Below are 19,426 nucleotides of genomic sequence, written 5' to 3' on the forward strand. Positions count from 1 at the left end.
TTTTCTAAAGCTAGGCACGTGCCAAAAATTAAAATCACTATGTTTGCAAGCCGTTAGAAAAGGGGAGCAATTCAAGCCATCCTTTTTCCTACAAAAAAGGCAAGTTTTCGGGGTGTAGCGTAGCCCGGTATCGCGCCACATTTGGGATGTGGAGGTCGTAGGTTCGAATCCTGCCACCCCGACTTTAAGCAAGACAGGTTGAAAATTTTCGATCTGTCTTTTTTTATACCCGGCGACTTCATCCATTAGGATCAAGTGAGGCTATCGTCCAAACTCCTTAGGCGAAGACCGCTACTTTATCTTTCAAACCCAGTACTTTTTTAGGGCAATTGGATAAAAATTTACCCCGATAGAGAAATCAAGGATGGGTATTCCCCTAAAAATTTTCAAATTCAGGCCGTCTTTAAAACAAGAATAGAAGAAGTGAAAATTACCTATTTCCTTTTGTCCGGGCTTTTGATCAGTACATTTGCCTGCCAGTCGAAAACAGAAGAAGAAAAGTCTGTCATCCCAGCAAAACCCAATATCGTTCTCATCTTCATGGACGATCTAGGCTATGGAGACCTCGGCAGCTACGGAGCTACAGCTTGGAAGACCCCCAACTTGGACCAGCTGGCCAACGACGGCACCAAATTCACCCAGTTCTATGTCCCCCACGCCGTCTGCTCTGCTTCCCGGGCTGCCTTACTCACCGGCACCTACGCCAACAGACTCGAGATCTTCGGTGCGCTGGACCATTCGGCTAAGCACGGCCTCAACCCAGACGAAACTACTATTGCTGAAATGCTAAAAGGCCAAGGCTACAGCACCGGAATCGTCGGCAAGTGGCACTTGGGGCATCAGCCTGAGTTTTTGCCGACCAAACAGGGCTTCGACACCTACTTCGGACTGCCCTATTCCAACGACATGTGGCCTCATCATCCGGAAACCAAGGATTACTATCCCCCACTCCCGCTCTACGAAGGTGACTCAGCGGTTCAGATTTTGGATGAGCAAAGCCAGCTGACCACTTGGTACACTGAGAAGGCGGTTGATTTCATAGAGAAAAACCAAAAGCAGCCTTTCTTCCTCTATCTAGCCCACTCCATGCCGCATGTGCCCTTGTTTGTATCAGACAAGTTCAAAGGAAAATCCGAACAAGGCATGTACGGCGACGTGATGATGGAGATCGACTGGTCCGTGGGACAGGTAAGGGCAAAACTGAAAGAGCTGGGGCTGGAAGAAAACACACTGATCATCTTCACTTCCGACAATGGCCCATGGCTTTCCTACGGCGGGCATGCAGGAACCACCGGTGGGCTGCGGGCAGGAAAGGGAACTTCTTTGGATGGAGGAATCCGTGTACCGGCCATTTTTGCCTGGCCTGGAAAAATACCGGCGGGAAAGGTGCAGGATGAAGCAGCAATGACCATCGATATTTTCCCGACCCTTGCCTCTCTGGTTGAATCCCCACTTCCTACATTGAAAATCGATGGGAGAAATATATGGCCGCTGATCCAAGGGAAAGAAATGGAGGACAAGCCATATTACGCCTACTACAACCAAAACGAGCTGCAAGCGGTAATCTTTGGCAAATGGAAAGTGGTCTATCCACACCGGTATAGGATTATACCAGAGGGCACCGTGTTGAGAAATGACGGATTTCCGGTAGACTACCTCTACCTCGATTTTGAAAACACGGAGCTTTATGATTTGGAAAGCGATCCGTCCGAATCCAATGATGTGAAAGACGTATATCCGGAGATACTTGCCCAGCTTGACTCCATGGCCAACATCGCCCGGGCTGACATGGGTGATAAACTCACCCAGTCTGAAGGTCCCGGATTGAGGAAGCATGGAGTCATAGATTAGAAAAAGAAATCAATCCGTGGAGGCAGATTAGGAGAGTCTGCCTCCACTTTTTTTGGTAAAACCCTGATTGGCAAAACCACCTGTTGCCGACAGGAAATGAGATCATTTTTTGACCCACCCATCAAGTTTTTAAAGTTTTTTGTGGTACTTACCCTCAAATTCACCACTTGAATTTGAATTTCTACTTATCCCCAAACAAATAAACAGAGCTAGATGAAGGAAATTATAGATGCTATAAACGGAATAATATGGAGTAATGCGTTGATTTTTTTGTGCTTGGCAGCCGGAGTGTATTTTTCTTTCGCACTCAAATTCATCCAACTAACCTATGTCCGCGAGATGGTCGGCCTGCTCTTTAAGGGGCAGTCCTCCGAAAAGGGAGTCTCTTCATTTCAGGCTTTTGCGATTGCCATTTCTGGCCGGGTGGGCACCGGGAACATCGCGGGTGTGGCCACTGCCATCGCCATGGGTGGGCCAGGCGCCATATTTTGGATGTGGGTTATCGCCTTTTTGGGCGCTTCCTCCGCTTTTATAGAGTCCACGCTGGGCCAGATTTACAAGGAAGTAAGTGGAGGACTGTATAGAGGTGGTCCGGCTTACTACATAGAAAAGGGACTTGGAATAAAATGGTACGCCTGGTTATTTGCTTTTGCCACGATCCTCAGTACGGTTTTGTTTCTCCCGGGAGTACAAAGCAACAGTATCGCGCTTAGCGCCCAAAACGCCTTTGATATTCCTGTCCACTATACCGGTTTTGGGGTCACCCTTTTTCTCGGCATGATTATTATCGGAGGAGTCAAGCGGATCAGCAAGGTTGCAGAGGTCGTGGTGCCCTTTATGGCTTTGGCCTACATCCTGATGGCAGTGATCATCATCGTTCTCAACATTGCCGAGGTACCGGCGATCTTTGCACTGATATTTAAATCAGCATTCAACATCGAGGCAGCATTCAGTGGCGTATTCGGCATGGCTATCGCCTGGGGCGTGAAGCGGGGAATCTATTCCAACGAAGCGGGCCAGGGCACCGCTCCCCATGCGGCCGCGGCGGCGGAGGTCACACATCCGGCAGCACAGGGTTTGGTTCAGGCTTTTTCCGTGTACGTGGATACTCTTTTTGTCTGCACAGCTACAGCATTGATGATCCTTTTCACGGGCCAGTATAACGTAGTCCATCCTGAAGGAGGCTTCATTGTAGAGAATCTTCCCGGTGTTCCCTTCGGACCTGAGTTTACACAGTTTGCAATCGGCACCCATTTCCCGGCAATCGGAAAGGGCTTTGTCGCGATAGCTCTCCTGTTTTTTGCCTTCACCACCATCATGGCCTACTACTTCATTGCAGAGACAAATCTTAGCTATTTGACGAGAAACAAGTCTGCAAAATGGGCCGTTCGCGTGCTGCAGCTTGCCATTCTTTGCGCTACCTTCTATGGCTCGATCAAAACAGCCGAGGTCGCTTGGACACTAGGCGACATAGGAGTCGGAATGATGGCATGGCTAAACATTGTCGCAATTTTGCTTCTCAGAAAACCAGCATTCCGCGCTTGGGAAGATTATAAAAAGCAAAAGGCCGAAGGCAAAATACCGGTTTTTGTTGCGAAAGATGCAGGAATAGAAAACACCGACCTTTGGAAGTAATTGGCGGTCAATAGGATTGCTTTTTCACATAAGGAAAGTTCTATTTTATTGACCCGAGGCTTTGTTTGGATTGTTGGGATTTGCGTTATTTGCACACCAATTCAACGATGCGGATGTGGCGAAATTGGTAGACGCACTGTCTTCAGGTGGCAGCGCCCTCTGGGTGTGATGGTTCGAATCCATTCATCCGCACACTTGAACAAAAGCAGATCTTTCAGGTCTGCTTTTCTTTTTTACTCGCCCCGGCAAGTTCATTTTGAGCCTCTTTGACTCAGTCGACGGGCAAGAATAAAAAACGCCCTTTAAATATTGTTTACCGAGCATTCAACTTGCAGGCTTGGGCCATCTGAGGTATTTTCGAATGCTGCCTCGGTGCACTATGCCTCTTTAGCTCAGTTGAGGGGCGAGGGTGAAGAAACCTTCCATTCGGAAGGTTTTACCGAGCAGCCGGCTTGCAGGGTGGCGCCAACTGAGCTAGTTTAAAGCTTAGATGATTGTCCTTCAGCCTCTTTAGCTCAGTTGGTAGAGCAACGCTTTCGTAAAGCGTGGGTCGCAGGTTCAAGTCCTGTAAGAGGCTCTCATCTCCCTAATTTGGCTTTCCCTTTTTGGAAAATTTCCTGAGTGCGAGCTTCCAAAAGTTTTCGGACTCCTCGCTGATCGGCACGTCATCGCCCAACAGGTAAGCAAAAGGCTTGAGTCCGTGGCTTCTCTCAAGCGTGATTTTCAGCACCCCAGTGAGCGGGATGAAGAGAATCATCCCGGATATTCCCCATAGCCATCCCCCGAGCAAGATTGCCAAGATGACCGCGAGGGCATTCACTTTGACTTTCGAGCCTACCACCAGAGGGGTGATGATGTTGTTTTCCAAAAGCTGAATACCCCAAAGCACGGCGAAAGTCAGCAATGGATAAAGCAGCGAATCCGTGGTAAGAAATACGTAGAGAATGGCGAAAAACGAAGAAACGAAGACCCCAACATAGGGGATCAGGTTCATCAGTGCGACAAACGCGGCAAAAAGCAGGAAATACTTGACCCCAAGCAGATAGAAGAAGATTCCCGCCAGGACCGCTACGATTCCCGTGACGCGGATCATTCCAGCCAAATAGGATTGGATTACCCGTCCAGAATCCTTGGCCCAGTTGATGACGAGCTCTTGATTTCTGGAGGAAAAGCGTATCAAAAACTCAATAAAAAAATCCTTGTAATACATCAGCAAAAAGGCGTAGAGGGGAATTATCCCAGCCAAGGTGAGCGATTTCCCAGTAGCGAAGAGCGTCTCGGTCAGCTTGCCTCCCCAAAGGAAGGAGCTTATGTCTGAGTCCCAATTGGGATTGATTAGATCTCTTCCAAAGACCGTACTCAGTTCACCCAAGTATCGACTAAACTTGCTTTCCAGATTACCCCCAATTTCCGGCGCGTCCTTAATCAGGCCAACCATTTGGTTTAAAAGGACATAGGCCATTCCAAGCGCAAACAAGCCAACCAACAGGATGCTGAACGAGATCGCCAATGCCCTGGGAACTCTTCTTTTCTCAAGCCAAGAGGAGATAGGGTACAGTGCAAAAGCAAAAAAAATCCCCCAAACCAGGGGAACCAGAATAAAATCCCCCTCCTTGAGGACAAGTGCTCCCAACACAAGGATGAGGAGGAAATTGGCTATGCGCTGCAATCGATTCATAACTTTGGGAAAAACTCAAGACCGGCAAGAATATACAAAATAAGATATTTGGGATAGGCGTGGAAGCCAGGAAAACAGCGCTTGAGTCTTCGATAAGATTGCCTATTTTCCAGATCGAAACCCAATGAAGACCAACCCATGAACCGTATTATCAGCCTTATTGCCTTTTTCCCGCTTTGGGCCTTTGGACAGGCAAAGACCGACACTATCGAAATTTACAGTGAGGCAATGAACAAAACCCTCAAAGCTGCCGTCACGACCCCGTCCTCCTATCCAACTGGAAGTCAAAAATACCCCGTCCTGTACCTCCTGCATGGGGGAAGTGGAGCCTTCAGTGATTGGCACAAAAAAACCACCGAGCCCGGTCTCGTCGAAAGAATGGCCGAGGAATATAAGCTCATCATCGTCACTCCCGGTGTTGGTCCCTCCAGCTACTACTACGACAGCCCCCTACTCGACTCCGTGCGATATGAGACTTATCTGACCGCCGAGTTGATTCCCAACATTGACAAAAAATACCGGACTTTTGCCCGCCGGGAATCCCGCGCGATCACCGGGCTTTCCATGGGCGGACATGGAGCTATCACGCTTTCGGCAAAACACCCGGAACTCTTTGTGGCTGCCGGCAGCATGAGCGGTGTCATGAACATCGATACCCGTATGTGGAAAGTACCAGATGACTTCCGTAAACTTCGCAAGGAAAGCCAAAAAGCCATGCTGGGCGCGGATCTGAACTATGACGCGCCGACCTTCAACCCCTACACCGCCGTTGGTTTGGTGGACAGGATAAAGGCCAATGGAATCGCCCTGATCATAGACTGCGGTGTGGACGACTTCCTCATCGAGACTAACCGGCAGATGCACCAGCTCATGCTCGAAAACGGAACTCCCCACGAATACATCGAACGTCCAGGGGCCCATACTTGGCCCTACTGGACAGCAGCGCTTCCGGTGCATCTGCTTTTCATCGATAAGTATCTGAGACGGGACTGATTGACCGGCAGCGTCTCCCGCTAAACCTAAAATAGCTTCTATTATTCAGCTAATTTTTGCTTTTTGCGAAAGCAAAGTAACCCTCCTATGTCCAAATTTGATTCGATAAGGCCTTTTTACGATTCCGAAGCAAACGCTGCGATCAGAAAGATCATCGACGATCCTATGCTAGAGGCCATGATGAATTTTGCCTTTCCCAATGACCCTCCTTCCCATTGGAAAGACCTCATGCACCACACGCATTCTTTAAGGGACTTTCAGATCAATTTCATCTATCCTGCACTGATGAAGGTGTTGGAAAGAAGTTCCGAGGGACTAAGCACTGGGGGATTTGAAGGTTTGGAGCCGAATACGGCCTACCTTTTCATCTCCAACCATCGCGACATCATACTGGACACTTCGTTGCTGAATTCCTGCCTCTACGAGAAAGGGCTGGTCATGACTACCTCGGCGATTGGCGACAACTTGATCAAGAAGCCTTTCCTCCATACTCTCTCCCGACTCAACCGAAACTTTGCTATCCGCCGAGGCCTATCAGGAAGGGCGCTTTTTGAAAGCTCCCTGCTCGTGTCCGAGTTCATTAGCAAGTCCCTGCTGAGGGAAAACCGATCGGTATGGACGGCCCAGCGCGAGGGCAGAACCAAAGATGGAAACGACATCACTCACAAAGGTGTCCTCAAGATGCTCACGCTTGCCGAAGCCGGAGAAAATCCTTTCGGCTTTTTTGAAAAAATCAAGGTCGTGCCGATCTCCATCTCCTATGAATACGACCCGACGGACATCCTGAAAATGCCAGAACTATTGGCCAAGTCCAGAGACGAAAAGTACATCAAAAGCGAAAACGAGGACTTTGTGAATTTGCTAAGGGGCATAATGGGCACGAAAAAAAGAATCCACATCCAAGTCAATGGGATCCTCGACGAGGAGATCAGGGAAATATCCAACGCAGACCTCACCCAAAGCGAAAAACTGTCGCAACTGGCAGCAGTGATAGACCAAAAAATATGGGGCGGCTATAGACTATGGCCTAGCAACTACATCGCCCATGATCTTCTGACCGGAACGAAAGCGTACGAAGCGTTCTATACACTTGGAGAGAAAGAGTCTTTTGAAAAAAGACTCCACGGAAAAATCGACATCTCGAATCCGTTCTTGGTGAAAAGCTTCCTATCGATGTACGCTTATCCCGTGGACAACAGCATAAAGGCCGCAGCTGCGCAGCCGCTTTCGCAATAAGCCCTAAGAGAGGGGAAGGGTCAACTCAAACTGAGTGCCGGTTCCCGGCTCGGAGTTGACCGAGATTCGGCCTCCAAGATTCGTCACCAAACGCTGGACTAAGTTGAGCCCAAAGCCATAGCCCTTTTCCCCGGAAGTTCCCGAAGAAGAAGCCGCGTTGCCATTGACAATTTGGTCGATTTTTTCCTTGGGCATCCCCACCCCGCTATCCTTCACCTTGAGGAGCAGCTGTCGGAAGCGATCCTCCACCTCGATCTCCAAGTTCACCACTACCTCACCTCCCTCAGGGGTGAATTTGATGGAATTGCTGATAAGATTGCCCAGAATCTGGAGGATATTGTTTTTGGAAAATGGATGGGACGCATACTCGGTAGCATGATTGACCCTAAGTCTCACTTTTTTGCTCATGGCCTGGGGGCCAAAAAGGTCGATTACCTTTTCCCTGAGCGTCGCGAGTGTAAATTCATGCTCCTTGGGTTTACCCATGACGCTGGATTTGGAAAGGATCTCGTCTGCCAGCTCGAGCACGGATTTTCCGCTTTTTTGGATGAGGGAAATGTAGCTAAGGACTTCCTCCAGCGTATTTCTTTCCCCCTGTAGTTCGATGATCTCGGTCAGACCCACTATGCCTCCCAGCGGCCCCCGGATGTCATGCGCAACGTTGTTTTTGACAGTATCGCTCTCTTGAAGTCTTTTTTTGAGTGTACTGATAGCGTGTAGTGTCTTGATCCTTTTGACGATCTCTTCTGCCACGATTTCCAACATTTCTTTTTTTTCGTTGCTGAGGCTCCTGTATTCATCGTCCATCACACAGAGCGATCCAATCGCAAGGCCTTCATCGATCTTAAGGGAGACGCCAAAGTAGTATTTTAGGAAAGGATCTCCGGTCACATAATCCCGATCTTTAAACCGCTCGTCTGCTGCCAGGTCAGACACTTCCAGTCCCTTGGAGTTTTCTTCGAGGATCGTGTACTGACACACGGACTCCTCTCGGGGAGTCTGGCTGACTTCCATGCCAAAAGAAGATACGCTCCACTGGGTAAATGTATCGATCAAGTTGATGAATGAGATGGAGGTCCCGGCTATCTTCGCAGCAAGCTTTGTCAAATCGCCAAGGGATCGGTTCAAATCGGAGTAGTCCAACTCCAATTCGTTCAAGGCCAGCAACCGTTCAAATTCGTTATTTGGAATCGGCGAAATCAAATCAACAACCTGATTGTCAATGCTTTTTTCTCCAGACATTTGGGTATTTGGGTGGTGATCGCCGCCAATGTAGTAAGCTTTTCATAATCCTCCCAATGCCAGAGTTTAATTTAAATAACCTCCTGAAATATGTATATTAACTGCCCTCGTCGGCATTCTTAACCCAACTACTCCATGAATTCGGTCTTTTTGTTCCATTTTTTACTCAGCTTCTTTTTTACAACGGACAAACTTCCCGTTGGCCAAATACTCACCCCATACGGTGAAATCCTGATCGAGTTGGACTCCCGCACCCCAAACCACCGCGAGAGCTTCATAGAACTGGCCGAAGCCGGCTATTGGGATTCGTTGACTTTCAATCGGGTGATCCCCAATTTTGTCGCACAGGGCGGTTGCCCAGACACTCCTGCTGGATTCAAGGATCCAGCATACCTTTTAGAGCCCGAGTTTCACCCGGAGCTCAAGCATGTGTACGGCGCAGTAGGCGCCGGACGGGACGACAATCCTGGGAAGCTTTCAGCCACGTGCCAATTCTACATCGTCCAAAACCCGCAGGGAATCCCTCGACTGGATGGGGACTATACGATCTTTGGTGAAGTGATCAAAGGAATGGAAATAGTCAACAGGATAGTGGCCGTAGATCGCGATGAGCAGGACGAGCCGGAGGTGCCGATCACTTTGAGAATACGAATAGTCTACCTCAGTGCGCAGGAAATATCGGCATTGAAAAACGCCAACGAAAACTAGTTTTTTTCCAACCTTACTAGGATGAATAGATTCTTGAAATCAAAGTGGTTCAAATTTGGACTTGCGCCGGCCGCCTTTTTACTTTTTGTATTAATCGTCTTCCCTTTTTTCTTTCAGGAGAAGCTAAAAGCTGAGCTCGAAAAAGCCCTGAATGGGCAAGTGTCGAGCGAGCTGCGATTTGACGACGTACACCTGACTTTTTTCCGGCATTTCCCTTCGCTCACGCTCTCCGTGGACAATCTATTCTTGGGCGGATCCCCGCCCTTTGCCGGAGACACATTGCTTCACGCCAACGAACTGGGCTTTGGGGTGGGCATCACCTCGCTTTTTTCAGACCGCGTGAAAATCAATGAAATCTATCTGGAGCGTGCGACAATTAAGATCCTGCGGGACATCAGGGGCAATTCCAATTTCGATGTCTTCCCACCTAGCCAGCCGGACAGCATTCCAGGCGATTCCAGCGCTTTTGAGTTTGAGATTGAAAATTTTTCGCTGAAAGGCAGCCGCTTGCTGTACTTTGATACCTCCCTGGATTTGGTTTGCGAAGCGAATAGCTTGGACTACCGCGGAAGCGGCAATCTGGTAGACGGGCAGCTCAACCTCCAAAGCAATGTCCTCATCGGAGAATTCCAGTTGGTATACGATGAGCTTCCGATCTTCAATCGCAACAGGCTTTCAGCTGATCTCGTCACCCGGATCAACACCGAGACTACCGCACTCACATTTGAAAGGAATGCTTTAAAAATCAATGATCTCCCCCTCAATTTTGTCGGTGCCTTCGAGTTTATCCCCGGGGGATACGACATGAACTTTATCCTGGAGTCATTTGATGCTGATCTGAAAGACATGTTGTCCCTGGTTCCACCCGAATTCATTCCGGGTTTTGAGGAGACCAAGTTTGGGGGGAAAGGCGACATTGTGGGCTCATTTCAGGGATTTTACCTTCCCGAGAAAAACCAGTTCCCCGGTCTTGTCCTCAACTTAAGACTTCATGATGGGATGATTGCACGCACTGCGACAAGTCCGGGTGTCGAGCGAATGACCGCCAGGATCAACCTTCAGATACCTGAACTCGACCCCAACCAGCTGATATTCGACATGGACAGCCTTGGATTTGATCTGGGGGATGGCTTTCTCACGGGTGAACTCCATTTGCAGGGCTTGAATCCCATGAGAATCGATTCGGATCTGCAAGCCAAGCTGGACCTGGCCCACCTTCACGCCGCGCTAGGTACGGAGGGTTTGGACTATCGCGGCCAGCTGGACCTACTTTTTCACGCTCAGGGAAACTATCGCTTTGAGGCCGATCCTACTAGCCTCCGAGATCAGAAACCTATCATTCGGACTATTCCTGTCTTCGATTTTTCAGCAAAGCTTGAAGAGGGCTACCTGCACTGGACGGAGCTGCCCGAGCCCATCAAAGACCTAACCATAGAAGTGGCAGCCAACTCGCCGGATAGCTTGCCAAACCATGTAAACCTAGAGGTTTCAAGGCTTCATTTTCAAGTATTGGATCAGATCACGGATGGCTTTTTCAAGTACTTTGGAAGAGAAAACCAGCGCATCGACGCCAATCTCAGCAGCAGCTTTGACCTAAAGGACATCCCCAAATTCTATCCTTTGGACTCCGGATTCCAACTTGCAGGTCAGCTTAGACTTGAGCTCCTGGCCCAAGGACACTATCTCCCTGCCGAAAAAATCTCTCCTGTCGTTAATACTACCCTTAGACTTGAGGACGGATACATCCAAAGTCCTTATTTTCCTGAGCCGATCCAGGATATCACTTGCAGCCTTGCCGTGGCCAATCCCACCAACTCTTTCGCAGACCTTGAATTTGACATCCAAGCCCTCTCATTCACCCTTGCCGAGAGTCCTTTTGTGCTCAGGGCGAATATCAAAAACCTCGAAGACATCCAATATGACATCGAAACTCAAGGCCGATTGGAATTAGGAAAGCTTTCCCAAGTCTTCGGAATGGAAGGATCACAGGTCGACGGCTACCTGCTGGCAGACTTGAGTCTAAAGGGAAAACAAAGCGATGCAGCAGCGGGTAGGATCAGCCAATTGGACAACCGGGGCAGCTTGGAAATCGAAAAAATCCAAATCAGGACGGACCTGCTCCCCAAGCCGATAAGGCTGGAAAAAGGCAGCTTGAATTTCACTCAGGACAAGATCGAGTTTCAGGACTTCCTGTTCGGCTACTCTGATAACGAATTTGTCGCCTCTGGCCAGTTTACCAACTATCTGGGATATCTGGCGGACGACAAAGAAACCCTCCGAGGCAGCATGGCTCTCAAAACCTCCTATGTCGACTTGGACGACTTTATGTTTTTTGGCGAAGCTGAACCCCTCAAAAACGATACCCTTGGGGTGGTAACGGGAGTGATCGTACCGCCTTCCAACCTTGAGCTAAAAGTATCCGCCAGCGCGGAATCCGTACGCTTTGGAGACTATCAGGTCAGCGAATTCACGGGCGAGCTGAGCACTTCGCCCCGGGAGATCCTATTAAACGAAACGAGTTTTAGCATCGTGGGTGCTCGGGTAGCGATGCAAGGCGCCTACCGAGCCACCTCCCCTTTCTCCGCCGACTTTGAGTACGAGATCGACGCGAGAGACTTTGACATCCAGCGAGCCTATCAGGAGGTACCGATCTTCAGGGAGATGGTGTCTTTTGCGGAATATGCGGAAGGCAAGGCGTCTTTGGAGTACCAGCTCGGAGGAAGATTAGATGCCGACATGTATCCGATCCTGTCGTCGATAAAGGGTGAAGGGAGCCTTGGACTGAAAGACATTAAGCTGAAAGGATTCAAACTTATGAATACGGTAGCGGAAAAAACCGAAACCGAGGAGCTCAACGATCCGACGCTGAATGACATAGAGATCAAAAGCACTATCGCCAACAACCTGATTACTATCCCTCGAACTAAAATGAGAATCGCGGGATTCAGGCCAAGACTAGAGGGCCAAGTGAGCCTGGATGGCGACCTAAACATCGGCATGAGGCTGGGCCTCCCACCTTTGGGAGTCTTTGGAATCCCGGTCAAAATCACCGGAAATGCGGAAAACTATGAGATAAAAGTGGGCAAATCCACCAAGGAGGATAATTTAGACGCAGAATTTGATGAGCAGGCGCCTAGCCCACAACCTAACCCAAATGTCCAAAATGAATAAACCTATCCGAATCCTTGTCGTAGGCTGCGGCAACATGGGAGCTTCCCATGCAACAGCCTATCACCATATGTCCGAATTTGACATCTGCGGCCTGGTAGCCCGGGGTGACAGCAAGGCCCGAATCAACGAAGCGCTGAATTCCTCCTACGCCCTCTATGACGATTTCCATGAGGCGCTGAACAAGACCAAACCCGATGCCGTCTGCATCTCCACCTATCCGGATACACACGAGGAGTTTGCACTGAAGGCCCTGGATGCAGGGTGCCACATTTTTATTGAAAAGCCTTTGGCTGATACGATTTTGGGTTGCGAAAAAATCATCGAAAAGGCCAAAGAGACCGGCAAAAAAGTCGTCGTGGGATACATTCTCAGACACCATCCTTCTTGGATCAGATTTATCTCCGAAGCACAAAAAATGGGCAAGCCCCTAGTAATGCGGATGAACTTAAACCAACAAAGTCAGGGATACATGTGGGATGTCCACCGAAATCTGATGAAATCACTCAGTCCTATCGTAGACTGCGGTGTGCACTACATCGATGTGATGTGCCAAATGACTCGGTCAAAACCTCTTTCCGTCACGGCAATAGGAGCCAGATTGACCGATGACATAGCCAAGGACAACTACAACTACGGGCAGCTTCAGATCCGTTTTGAAGACGGATCCGTGGGCTGGTACGAAGCTGGATGGGGCCCTATGGTCAGCGAAACGGCATTCTTCGTGAAGGATGTCTTCGGCCCAAAAGGTTCAGTCTCCATCGTGGCCAAAGATGCTGGTGCTGCGGGAAAATCAGATAATGTCGACAGCCATACCAAGACTGAATCAATCCGCCTACACCATGCAGACATCGACCCCGAAAATCATTTCACGAGAAAAGATGAATGGATAGACATGACCGAAGAGCCCGACCATCAGGAGCTTTGCAACCGCGAGCAGCGCTACTTTCTGCAGGCCATCGTCGACAACGTCGACCTTCGCGATCATCTCGATGACGCGCTCAATAGCTTGAAAATTGCTTTTGCCTGCGATGAATCAGTGAAAACCGGGGAGGCCGTCAAGCTTTAGATTTACAGAATCCGACATTTCATAGGCGAAGAAACCGAAACCCACTATCTTTTAGCTTTTAATTACAAATCAATGGGAATTGGCCACAAACCCAAAGAATATTCTGCTGCTGACTCCCCTCCGCCAAACCGCCTGAATTCCGACTCTGACCTACTTCGACGAATCGAGTCCCTCGGCAACATCGGACACTGGGAGCTGGATCTGGCAACAGGCCAATCCACTTGGTCTGAACAGATGTATCGAATACTGGGTTTGAACCCCAATGGAGCGACTCCACCCATCGACCTAGCACTGGAGTTGATCCATCCCGACGACAGGAAGCAAGTGGATGACGCCATGCAAAAAGCCTTGGAATCCGGGGATTTACTGAAGATCGAAAACAGGGTTGTACTTCCGGACGGATCGATCCGTCACTTGATCTCGGAAGGCATGGTAGATCGGAATTCCGCGGGTTTGGCCATCCGGTTGTTTGGCATATCGAGGGATATTTCTCAGGAAAAGCAGAAGGAGGAAAATCTCCAAAAATCCAACCTCTACCTCGAAAACATCTTCAATACTACCCAAGATCTGATCTTCTTGGCCGATGAAAACGGCGCCTTCCTGAAAGCCTCAAAGTCCTGTGAAAAAATACTTGGATATAGCCAGTCGGAATTAAAGGGTAAGTCCTTCCGCGACTTAGTGCATCCTGATGATTTTGAAGCCACGGTGGAAAGCAGAAAAAAGATCATGAGTGGAGACTCCTCTTCTGATTTTCAAAATCGCTATTTCAAAAAAGACGGCTCAGTCGTCTATCTAAACTGGTCCGCGACGCTGGACGAGACATCCAAGACAGTCTTTGCTGTGGCCAGGGACATTACCCAGCTTGTACGCACAGAAGCAGCACTCAAAGCTGACCGACAGAAGCTCTCCATTGTCCTTGACGCATCCCCGGAGACGATTTGGGCTCTGGACCGGGACTACCGTCTGGTCACAGCCAATACCGAGTTTCTTCGGGCCATGAAGGACGTTTTCAATTGGGTAGTTTCTCCAGGCGACAACCTGGTCTTTGGCATTGACTTGCCAGCGGAATTCATCCAGGAATGGAAAGTTTGGTATGACCGGGCTCTTGCAGGCGAAACGTTCTCTATCGTGCGAAAAGTGACTATCATGGAAAAAGGCGGTTACATGGAGGTCAGTTTCAAACCGATTTTTGAAGCGGGGGAAGTGGTTGCCATCTGCTGCTATTCCATGGACATCACCCATCGCAAAACCTATGAGGAATCGCTGAAAAAACTCAACGTGGAACTTGCCGAATCCAACCGCGGGCTCGAAATCTCAAACAAAGAATTGGAGCAGTTTGCCTATGTCGCCTCCCACGACCTGCAGGAGCCGCTCCGTATGATCACCAGCTTCCTAGGACTGATCAAGCTCAAATACAGCCATGTCTTGGATGAAAAAGGCCTGCAGTACATCCACTATTCCGTCGATGGAGCCAAGCGAATGCGGGACATCATTCTCGATCTGCTGGAATTTTCGAGAATAGGAACCCAGCCAGAATCCAAACAAGTCGCCAACACCGCCGACCTGGTCCAGGAAGTACTCCTGCTGAACAAAAAGTTGATTCGGGACAAAAATGCGCTTATCCACATCGGCCCGCTGCCGAACATCAACTGTCACAGCAGTACCATCGTGCAGCTCTTCCAAAACCTCATCAACAACGGTCTAAAGTATCAGACCGGAGAAAGTAGCCCTGAAATATGGATTGAGGGCAAAGAGTCGGAAACCGAGTGGGAGTTTTCGGTACGGGACAATGGAATCGGAATCGAGTCTGAATTTATCGAGAAGATCTTCGTTATTTTTCAGCGACTGCATCATAAAGAACAATACTCCGGCTCAGGCATCGGGCTGGCGATATGTAAAAAAATAGTCGAATTCCACGGAGGAAGAATCTGGGTGAACTCAGTTCCCGGACAGGGAAGTACTTTTTGTTTTACTGTCAAGAAATAGATCCAAAGGGCATTGAAAAAAGCAAAAGAGAGAATCTACAAGCTTCTGTTTTTCAGCCCAAGGCTGACCGGGTGGATCGCTTTTGCCTTTTCCCTGGCTCTTGCGCTGTTTTTTACATTTGCAGGCTATCAGCTACGGCTTGCCTCAGAGCGGGAACTGGTCACGTTCAAATTGAACGAATTTGAAAATCTCCTCACTGATGCGCTCAATGACGGAGTCTCGGCGGCCAAAACGCTGGGTTTTATTGCGCAATATCAAAGAGGGGTCGAGGAAGACTTTCAAAACATCGGTCAACAACTACTTTCCAGCAACCCTCATGTGGATGTATTGCAGCTCTTGGACAGCGGGCGAATAGTGGCGGTCTACCCCTTGTCTGGCAACGAAACCGTGATCGGGTACGATGTCCTCAAAGACCCCAAGACCAAAAAGGAAGTGGAGGAAGCGATACTGAGAAATGAGGTCTATTTCTCAGGGCCACTCCAACTCAAACAGGGAGGCAATGCAATCGTCGGAAGGTATCCCCTATTCAAAGACCAAAAATTCGCGGGGATCTCCGCCGTCATCATCTACTTCAATGACCTGCTCCGTACGGCATCGCTGGATAGACAGCAAGAAAGCCCATTTTGGGTGCAGCTTTCGAAAGTCAATCCGAACTCGGGATTGTTGGAAAATTTCCTCCCGGAAGAACATTCTGAGAGGTTCAATGGCTTTAAAGCTGAAGTATTTTTGGGGATAGGAAACTGGACACTTTCCCTTCAGCTCAAAAAAAGCACGGCAATACCCAGACTCATCCTACACGGCTTCATGAGCTTGATCGGATCAGCCTTGTTTGGCTTTCTGATGTGGAATTTTGCTCGGCAGCCCTCTCTTTTGATGAAAAAGCTAAAGGAGAAAACCGAGGAGATTCTTTTGGCCAATGAACGTTTCGAGCTTGCTTCCCAAGCTACCTCAGACGCCATTTGGGATTGGAACCTATTGACCAATGAGAAGTACCGTTCCAGCCAATTTTCCGTGATTTTTGGCTATGGACAAGATGAACTTGAAAGGCAGAAACAATTCAGAGTCGATCTGATTCACCCAGAGGATCAGGACTATGTCCAATCCAAACTTCAGGAAGCTCTCTCCGGGAGCTCCAATCGCTGGGAAATAGAGTTCCGTGGCCGAAAGGCCGATCAATCTTATGCCTATGTGCGGGAAAAAGGCTTCATCATCCGAGACTCGGAGGGAAAGGCTGTGCGGATGATCGGGGCAACCCAGGACATCACCAAACAGAAGACCGACAAACTGAATCTAATCCAAGCCAATCAGCAATTGAGCAACGCAAACGAAGAACTGAAGATTTTTGCCTCGCTCGCATCCCATGATCTTCGTGAGCCTTTGAGGATGATCAGTTCGTTCATGTCCCTGCTTGAAAAAAACTATGGCCCGGATCTGGATGACAAAGCCAAGCGCTACATTTCCTATGCCATGGACGGAGCCAAGCGGCTGACCGTCATGATCAACGACCTGCTGGAATATTCCAAAGTGGGATTTGAATCCTCCGCCACCGAGTTTATCGATACCCGAGAGCTGGTGGAGAAGGTCATCCAGCTAAAATCAAATCTGATCAGAGAATCCGAAGCGGAAATTCGGGTGGGGGAACTTCCCGTCATCAAAGGGGTGAAAACCCCACTTCAGCTTGTGTTTCAAAATCTCATCGGCAACGCACTGAAGTACAGAAATCCCGACGTCAAGCCCGAAATTGTCATTTCGGGAAAAGACCTGGAACATTTTTGGGAATTTTCTGTCGAGGACAATGGAATAGGTATAGACGGTGATTATCTTGAGCACATATTTGGAATCTTAAAGCGCCTTCATCCCAAAGAAAAATACCCTGGAACCGGCATGGGCCTCGCCACTTGCCGCAAAATCGTCAGCCAACATGGAGGAAAAATATGGGCTGAATCCACGATAGGTCTGGGAAGTAAGTTTCTTTTTACAATTAAAAAGACATGACCAGACCCCCTATCAAGATCCTGTTGGTGGAAGACAACGAAGGAGATATTTTGCTGACGACCGAAGCCTTGCAGGAATGCAAGATCGCCAATGAACTCCATACCCTCAGAGATGGAAGTGAGGCGCTTTTCTATCTGATGACCCAAGCCAAACAGAGCCTCAATGAACTGCCGGACCTGATTCTCCTAGACGTTAATCTCCCGAAAAAAAATGGCCATGAAGTATTGGAAAGCGTCAAAAACCATCCGGACCTGAAGCATATTCCCATCATCATGCTGACAACCTCCTCCTCCGAGTCAGACATTCTGAAAGCCTACCAGGAGCACGCAAACTGCTACATCATCAAGCCACTGGAGGTGAGTGACTTCCTACACGTGACCTCCAAAATCGAAGAGTTTTGGCTGAGTATAGCTCGGCTTCCCCGAACTTGAGGTACCATGCATAAGGACAAAAAGGCTTACCATATCCTCGTCATCGAAGACAACTTCGGAGATTTTGTCCTGATAGAGGAATATTTGGCGGAAAATATTCTGGAAGCCAACCTAAAACAAATCGAAACCTTCCAGGCCGCCAGAAAGATACTTCAAAATCCACCCGGAAAATTCGACCTGATTTTCCTTGATCTGACGCTGCCGGACCTCTCCGGGGAAAAATTGATCGTGGAGATCTTGGAGCTTGCCGGGGACACGCCCGTGGTCGCCCTCACGGGATTTTCTGACTTGGATTTCACCATCAAATCCCTGTCGCTTGGCGTATCGGACTACCTGCTCAAAGACGAACTGACTCCCACCATCCTTTACAAGACGATAGTCTACTCCATACAACGGAAAAAATTCACAGACCAGATCCAGCGGTCTGAAAAACGGTACAGTGACCTCTTCCAGCTCAGCCCCTTGCCCATGTGGGTTTTTGATGCGGATACACTGAAATTCCTCAGCATCAACCAAGCCGCCATCAACCACTATGGGTATTCCGAGGAAGAATTTCTCGCCCTCAGCATTGCCGATCTTCGGCCAAAGGGCGAGAGCCATGGCATAGCGAAAGAACTGGAAAACTTGCTGCTTGATCCATCCTCGGTTCAAAAGAACGTTTTTCGCCACCTGAAGAAATCAGGCGAAACGATTACTGTGGAAACTACCTACAAAAGGCTGCCTTTCAATGAAAGAAACGCCATGCTGGTCATTATCAACGACATCACGGATCGAAATCGACACATCGAAACCATCGAAAAACAAAACCAGAATTTGATGGAAATCGCGTGGATTCAGTCCCATGTCGTCAGAGCTCCCCTGGCCCGCCTACTCGGACTAGTCAATCTCCTCGATACCGAAACCTCCGATTTGAACGCCGAGAGTAAAAAGCTGATGGGCTATATCAGGGACTCGGCCGGGGAACTGGATGAAATCATCCGCGAAATCAGCAGAAAATCCGAAACAATCGAACACTTGGACAAAAATGAAGACTGAACTGATCCTAGTAGACGACGATCCGGTGCTCTTGGTCATGCTCCAAAAGATGTTCAGCATCGTCGATCCAAACCTGCAGCTCAGCCCATTCCACTCGGGAAAAGAAGCCTTGGCCTATCTGTCAGGAAACCATGATACAGCACACCAAAAATTCATTTTGCTGGACATCAACCTTCGGGACATGAGCGCCTGGCAATTTATGAACGAGTTCGAAAACGTCCGGAAAACCTGCCCTAGCGTCATTCTCATCACTTCCTCTGTCGCCAGTGCCAATGCCGAAAAGGCAAAGAACTACGCCCCTGTCGTCGGCTTTTTTGAAAAACCCATCACCTTCCAAAATATCGAGCAGATCTTAAAACTGGTCGGGAAGCATTAAAAGTCCTTGCTATATTTGTCCAT

14 protein-coding genes and 3 tRNA genes are annotated in these 19,426 nt (G+C 48.9%); 15 read left to right on the forward strand and 2 right to left on the reverse strand.

What is annotated here, in order from left to right; translation table 11 throughout:
- The first annotated feature begins 108 nt into the window (after positions 1-108).
- The 5 genes from J0A67_RS10365 to J0A67_RS10385 all read left to right on the forward strand — a co-directional run bounded on the left by J0A67_RS10365 (position 109) and on the right by J0A67_RS10385 (position 4,063).
- Positions 109-182 (forward strand) — tRNA-Pro (locus J0A67_RS10365).
- Between the two features lie 241 nt (positions 183-423).
- The gene (locus tag J0A67_RS10370; protein ID WP_206569237.1) at positions 424-1,851 is read left to right on the forward strand and encodes a sulfatase family protein; all 1,428 of its coding nucleotides are present in this window, start codon (positions 424-426) and stop codon (positions 1,849-1,851) included.
- 213 nt (positions 1,852-2,064) lie between these two features.
- On the forward strand, positions 2,065-3,486 hold the full coding sequence (locus J0A67_RS10375) for an alanine/glycine:cation symporter family protein (RefSeq protein ID WP_206569238.1): 1,422 nt from the start codon (positions 2,065-2,067) through the stop codon (positions 3,484-3,486).
- Positions 3,487-3,595: 109 nt separating this feature from the next.
- A tRNA-Leu gene (locus tag J0A67_RS10380) sits at positions 3,596-3,678 on the forward strand.
- Between the two features lie 312 nt (positions 3,679-3,990).
- Positions 3,991-4,063: transfer RNA gene (locus tag J0A67_RS10385), tRNA-Thr, on the forward strand.
- 9 nt (positions 4,064-4,072) lie between these two features.
- Here the strand turns inward: J0A67_RS10385 and J0A67_RS10390 are convergent.
- Complete coding sequence (locus J0A67_RS10390; protein WP_206569239.1) at positions 4,073-5,164, reverse strand: AI-2E family transporter; 1,092 nt, start codon at positions 5,162-5,164, stop codon at positions 4,073-4,075.
- A 138-nt stretch (positions 5,165-5,302) separates the two neighbouring features.
- On the opposite strand from J0A67_RS10390, the gene J0A67_RS10395 reads away from it, so the two are divergent.
- The gene (locus tag J0A67_RS10395; protein WP_206569240.1) at positions 5,303-6,157 is read left to right on the forward strand and encodes an alpha/beta hydrolase; all 855 of its coding nucleotides are present in this window, start codon (positions 5,303-5,305) and stop codon (positions 6,155-6,157) included.
- An 87-nt stretch (positions 6,158-6,244) separates the two neighbouring features.
- Entirely contained in the window at positions 6,245-7,393 is a 1,149-nt protein-coding gene (locus J0A67_RS10400; protein WP_206569241.1) for a 1-acyl-sn-glycerol-3-phosphate acyltransferase, read from the forward strand.
- A 3-nt stretch (positions 7,394-7,396) separates the two neighbouring features.
- On the opposite strand, the gene J0A67_RS10405 is transcribed toward J0A67_RS10400, so the two are convergent.
- Complete coding sequence (locus J0A67_RS10405; protein ID WP_206569242.1) at positions 7,397-8,635, reverse strand: GAF domain-containing sensor histidine kinase; 1,239 nt, start codon at positions 8,633-8,635, stop codon at positions 7,397-7,399.
- A 135-nt stretch (positions 8,636-8,770) separates the two neighbouring features.
- Between J0A67_RS10405 and J0A67_RS10410 the strand changes: the two genes are divergently transcribed.
- The 8 genes from J0A67_RS10410 to J0A67_RS10445 all read left to right on the forward strand — a co-directional run bounded on the left by J0A67_RS10410 (position 8,771) and on the right by J0A67_RS10445 (position 19,403).
- Positions 8,771-9,343, forward strand: coding sequence for a peptidylprolyl isomerase (locus J0A67_RS10410; RefSeq protein WP_206569243.1), 573 nt, complete (start codon positions 8,771-8,773; stop codon positions 9,341-9,343).
- Between the two features lie 21 nt (positions 9,344-9,364).
- Positions 9,365-12,514 carry an AsmA family protein gene (locus tag J0A67_RS10415; RefSeq protein WP_206569244.1) on the forward strand — a complete coding sequence of 1,050 codons (3,150 nt, stop codon included), beginning with the start codon at positions 9,365-9,367 and terminating at the stop codon, positions 12,512-12,514.
- Positions 12,507-13,580, forward strand: a complete 1,074-nt coding sequence (locus J0A67_RS10420) for a Gfo/Idh/MocA family protein (protein WP_206569245.1) — start codon at positions 12,507-12,509, stop codon at positions 13,578-13,580. The genes J0A67_RS10415 and J0A67_RS10420 overlap by 8 nt, the downstream gene beginning before the upstream one ends.
- Before the next feature lie 72 nt (positions 13,581-13,652).
- Complete coding sequence (locus tag J0A67_RS10425; protein ID WP_206569246.1) at positions 13,653-15,566, forward strand: PAS domain-containing sensor histidine kinase; 1,914 nt, start codon at positions 13,653-13,655, stop codon at positions 15,564-15,566.
- Between the two features lie 12 nt (positions 15,567-15,578).
- Positions 15,579-17,561 carry an ATP-binding protein gene (locus J0A67_RS10430; protein WP_206569247.1) on the forward strand — a complete coding sequence of 661 codons (1,983 nt, stop codon included), beginning with the start codon at positions 15,579-15,581 and terminating at the stop codon, positions 17,559-17,561.
- Positions 17,558-17,992: a response regulator gene (locus tag J0A67_RS10435; RefSeq protein ID WP_206569248.1), complete on the forward strand. Its 435-nt coding sequence runs from the start codon at positions 17,558-17,560 to the stop codon at positions 17,990-17,992. Before J0A67_RS10430 ends, J0A67_RS10435 begins: the two co-directional genes overlap by 4 nt.
- A 6-nt stretch (positions 17,993-17,998) precedes the next feature.
- The gene (locus J0A67_RS10440; protein WP_206569249.1) at positions 17,999-19,027 is read left to right on the forward strand and encodes a PAS domain S-box protein; all 1,029 of its coding nucleotides are present in this window, start codon (positions 17,999-18,001) and stop codon (positions 19,025-19,027) included.
- Positions 19,017-19,403 carry a response regulator gene (locus J0A67_RS10445; protein WP_206569250.1) on the forward strand — a complete coding sequence of 129 codons (387 nt, stop codon included), beginning with the start codon at positions 19,017-19,019 and terminating at the stop codon, positions 19,401-19,403. The genes J0A67_RS10440 and J0A67_RS10445 overlap by 11 nt, the downstream gene beginning before the upstream one ends.
- Positions 19,404-19,426 lie beyond the last annotated feature (23 nt).

The organism is Algoriphagus aestuariicola (assembly GCF_017254835.1).
GTDB classification, from domain to species: Bacteria; Bacteroidota; Bacteroidia; order Cytophagales; family Cyclobacteriaceae; genus Algoriphagus; species Algoriphagus aestuariicola.

Excerpts from the sequence above, each read along its gene's own strand:
- J0A67_RS10420 (WP_206569245.1), top strand. The coding sequence starts at position 12,507 with ATGAATAAACCTATCCGAATCCTTGTCGTAGGCTGCGGCAACATGGGA.
- J0A67_RS10395 (WP_206569240.1), top strand. The coding sequence starts at position 5,303 with ATGAACCGTATTATCAGCCTTATTGCCTTTTTCCCGCTTTGGGCCTTT.
- J0A67_RS10440 (WP_206569249.1), top strand. The coding sequence starts at position 17,999 with ATGCATAAGGACAAAAAGGCTTACCATATCCTCGTCATCGAAGACAAC.
- J0A67_RS10415 (WP_206569244.1), top strand. The coding sequence starts at position 9,365 with ATGAATAGATTCTTGAAATCAAAGTGGTTCAAATTTGGACTTGCGCCG.
- J0A67_RS10410 (WP_206569243.1), top strand. The coding sequence starts at position 8,771 with ATGAATTCGGTCTTTTTGTTCCATTTTTTACTCAGCTTCTTTTTTACA.
- J0A67_RS10435 (WP_206569248.1), top strand. The coding sequence starts at position 17,558 with ATGACCAGACCCCCTATCAAGATCCTGTTGGTGGAAGACAACGAAGGA.
- J0A67_RS10445 (WP_206569250.1), top strand. The coding sequence starts at position 19,017 with ATGAAGACTGAACTGATCCTAGTAGACGACGATCCGGTGCTCTTGGTC.
- J0A67_RS10390 (WP_206569239.1), bottom strand. The coding sequence starts at position 5,164 with ATGAATCGATTGCAGCGCATAGCCAATTTCCTCCTCATCCTTGTGTTG.
- J0A67_RS10405 (WP_206569242.1), bottom strand. The coding sequence starts at position 8,635 with ATGTCTGGAGAAAAAAGCATTGACAATCAGGTTGTTGATTTGATTTCG.
- J0A67_RS10400 (WP_206569241.1), top strand. The coding sequence starts at position 6,245 with ATGTCCAAATTTGATTCGATAAGGCCTTTTTACGATTCCGAAGCAAAC.
- J0A67_RS10375 (WP_206569238.1), top strand. The coding sequence starts at position 2,065 with ATGAAGGAAATTATAGATGCTATAAACGGAATAATATGGAGTAATGCG.
- J0A67_RS10425 (WP_206569246.1), top strand. The coding sequence starts at position 13,653 with ATGGGAATTGGCCACAAACCCAAAGAATATTCTGCTGCTGACTCCCCT.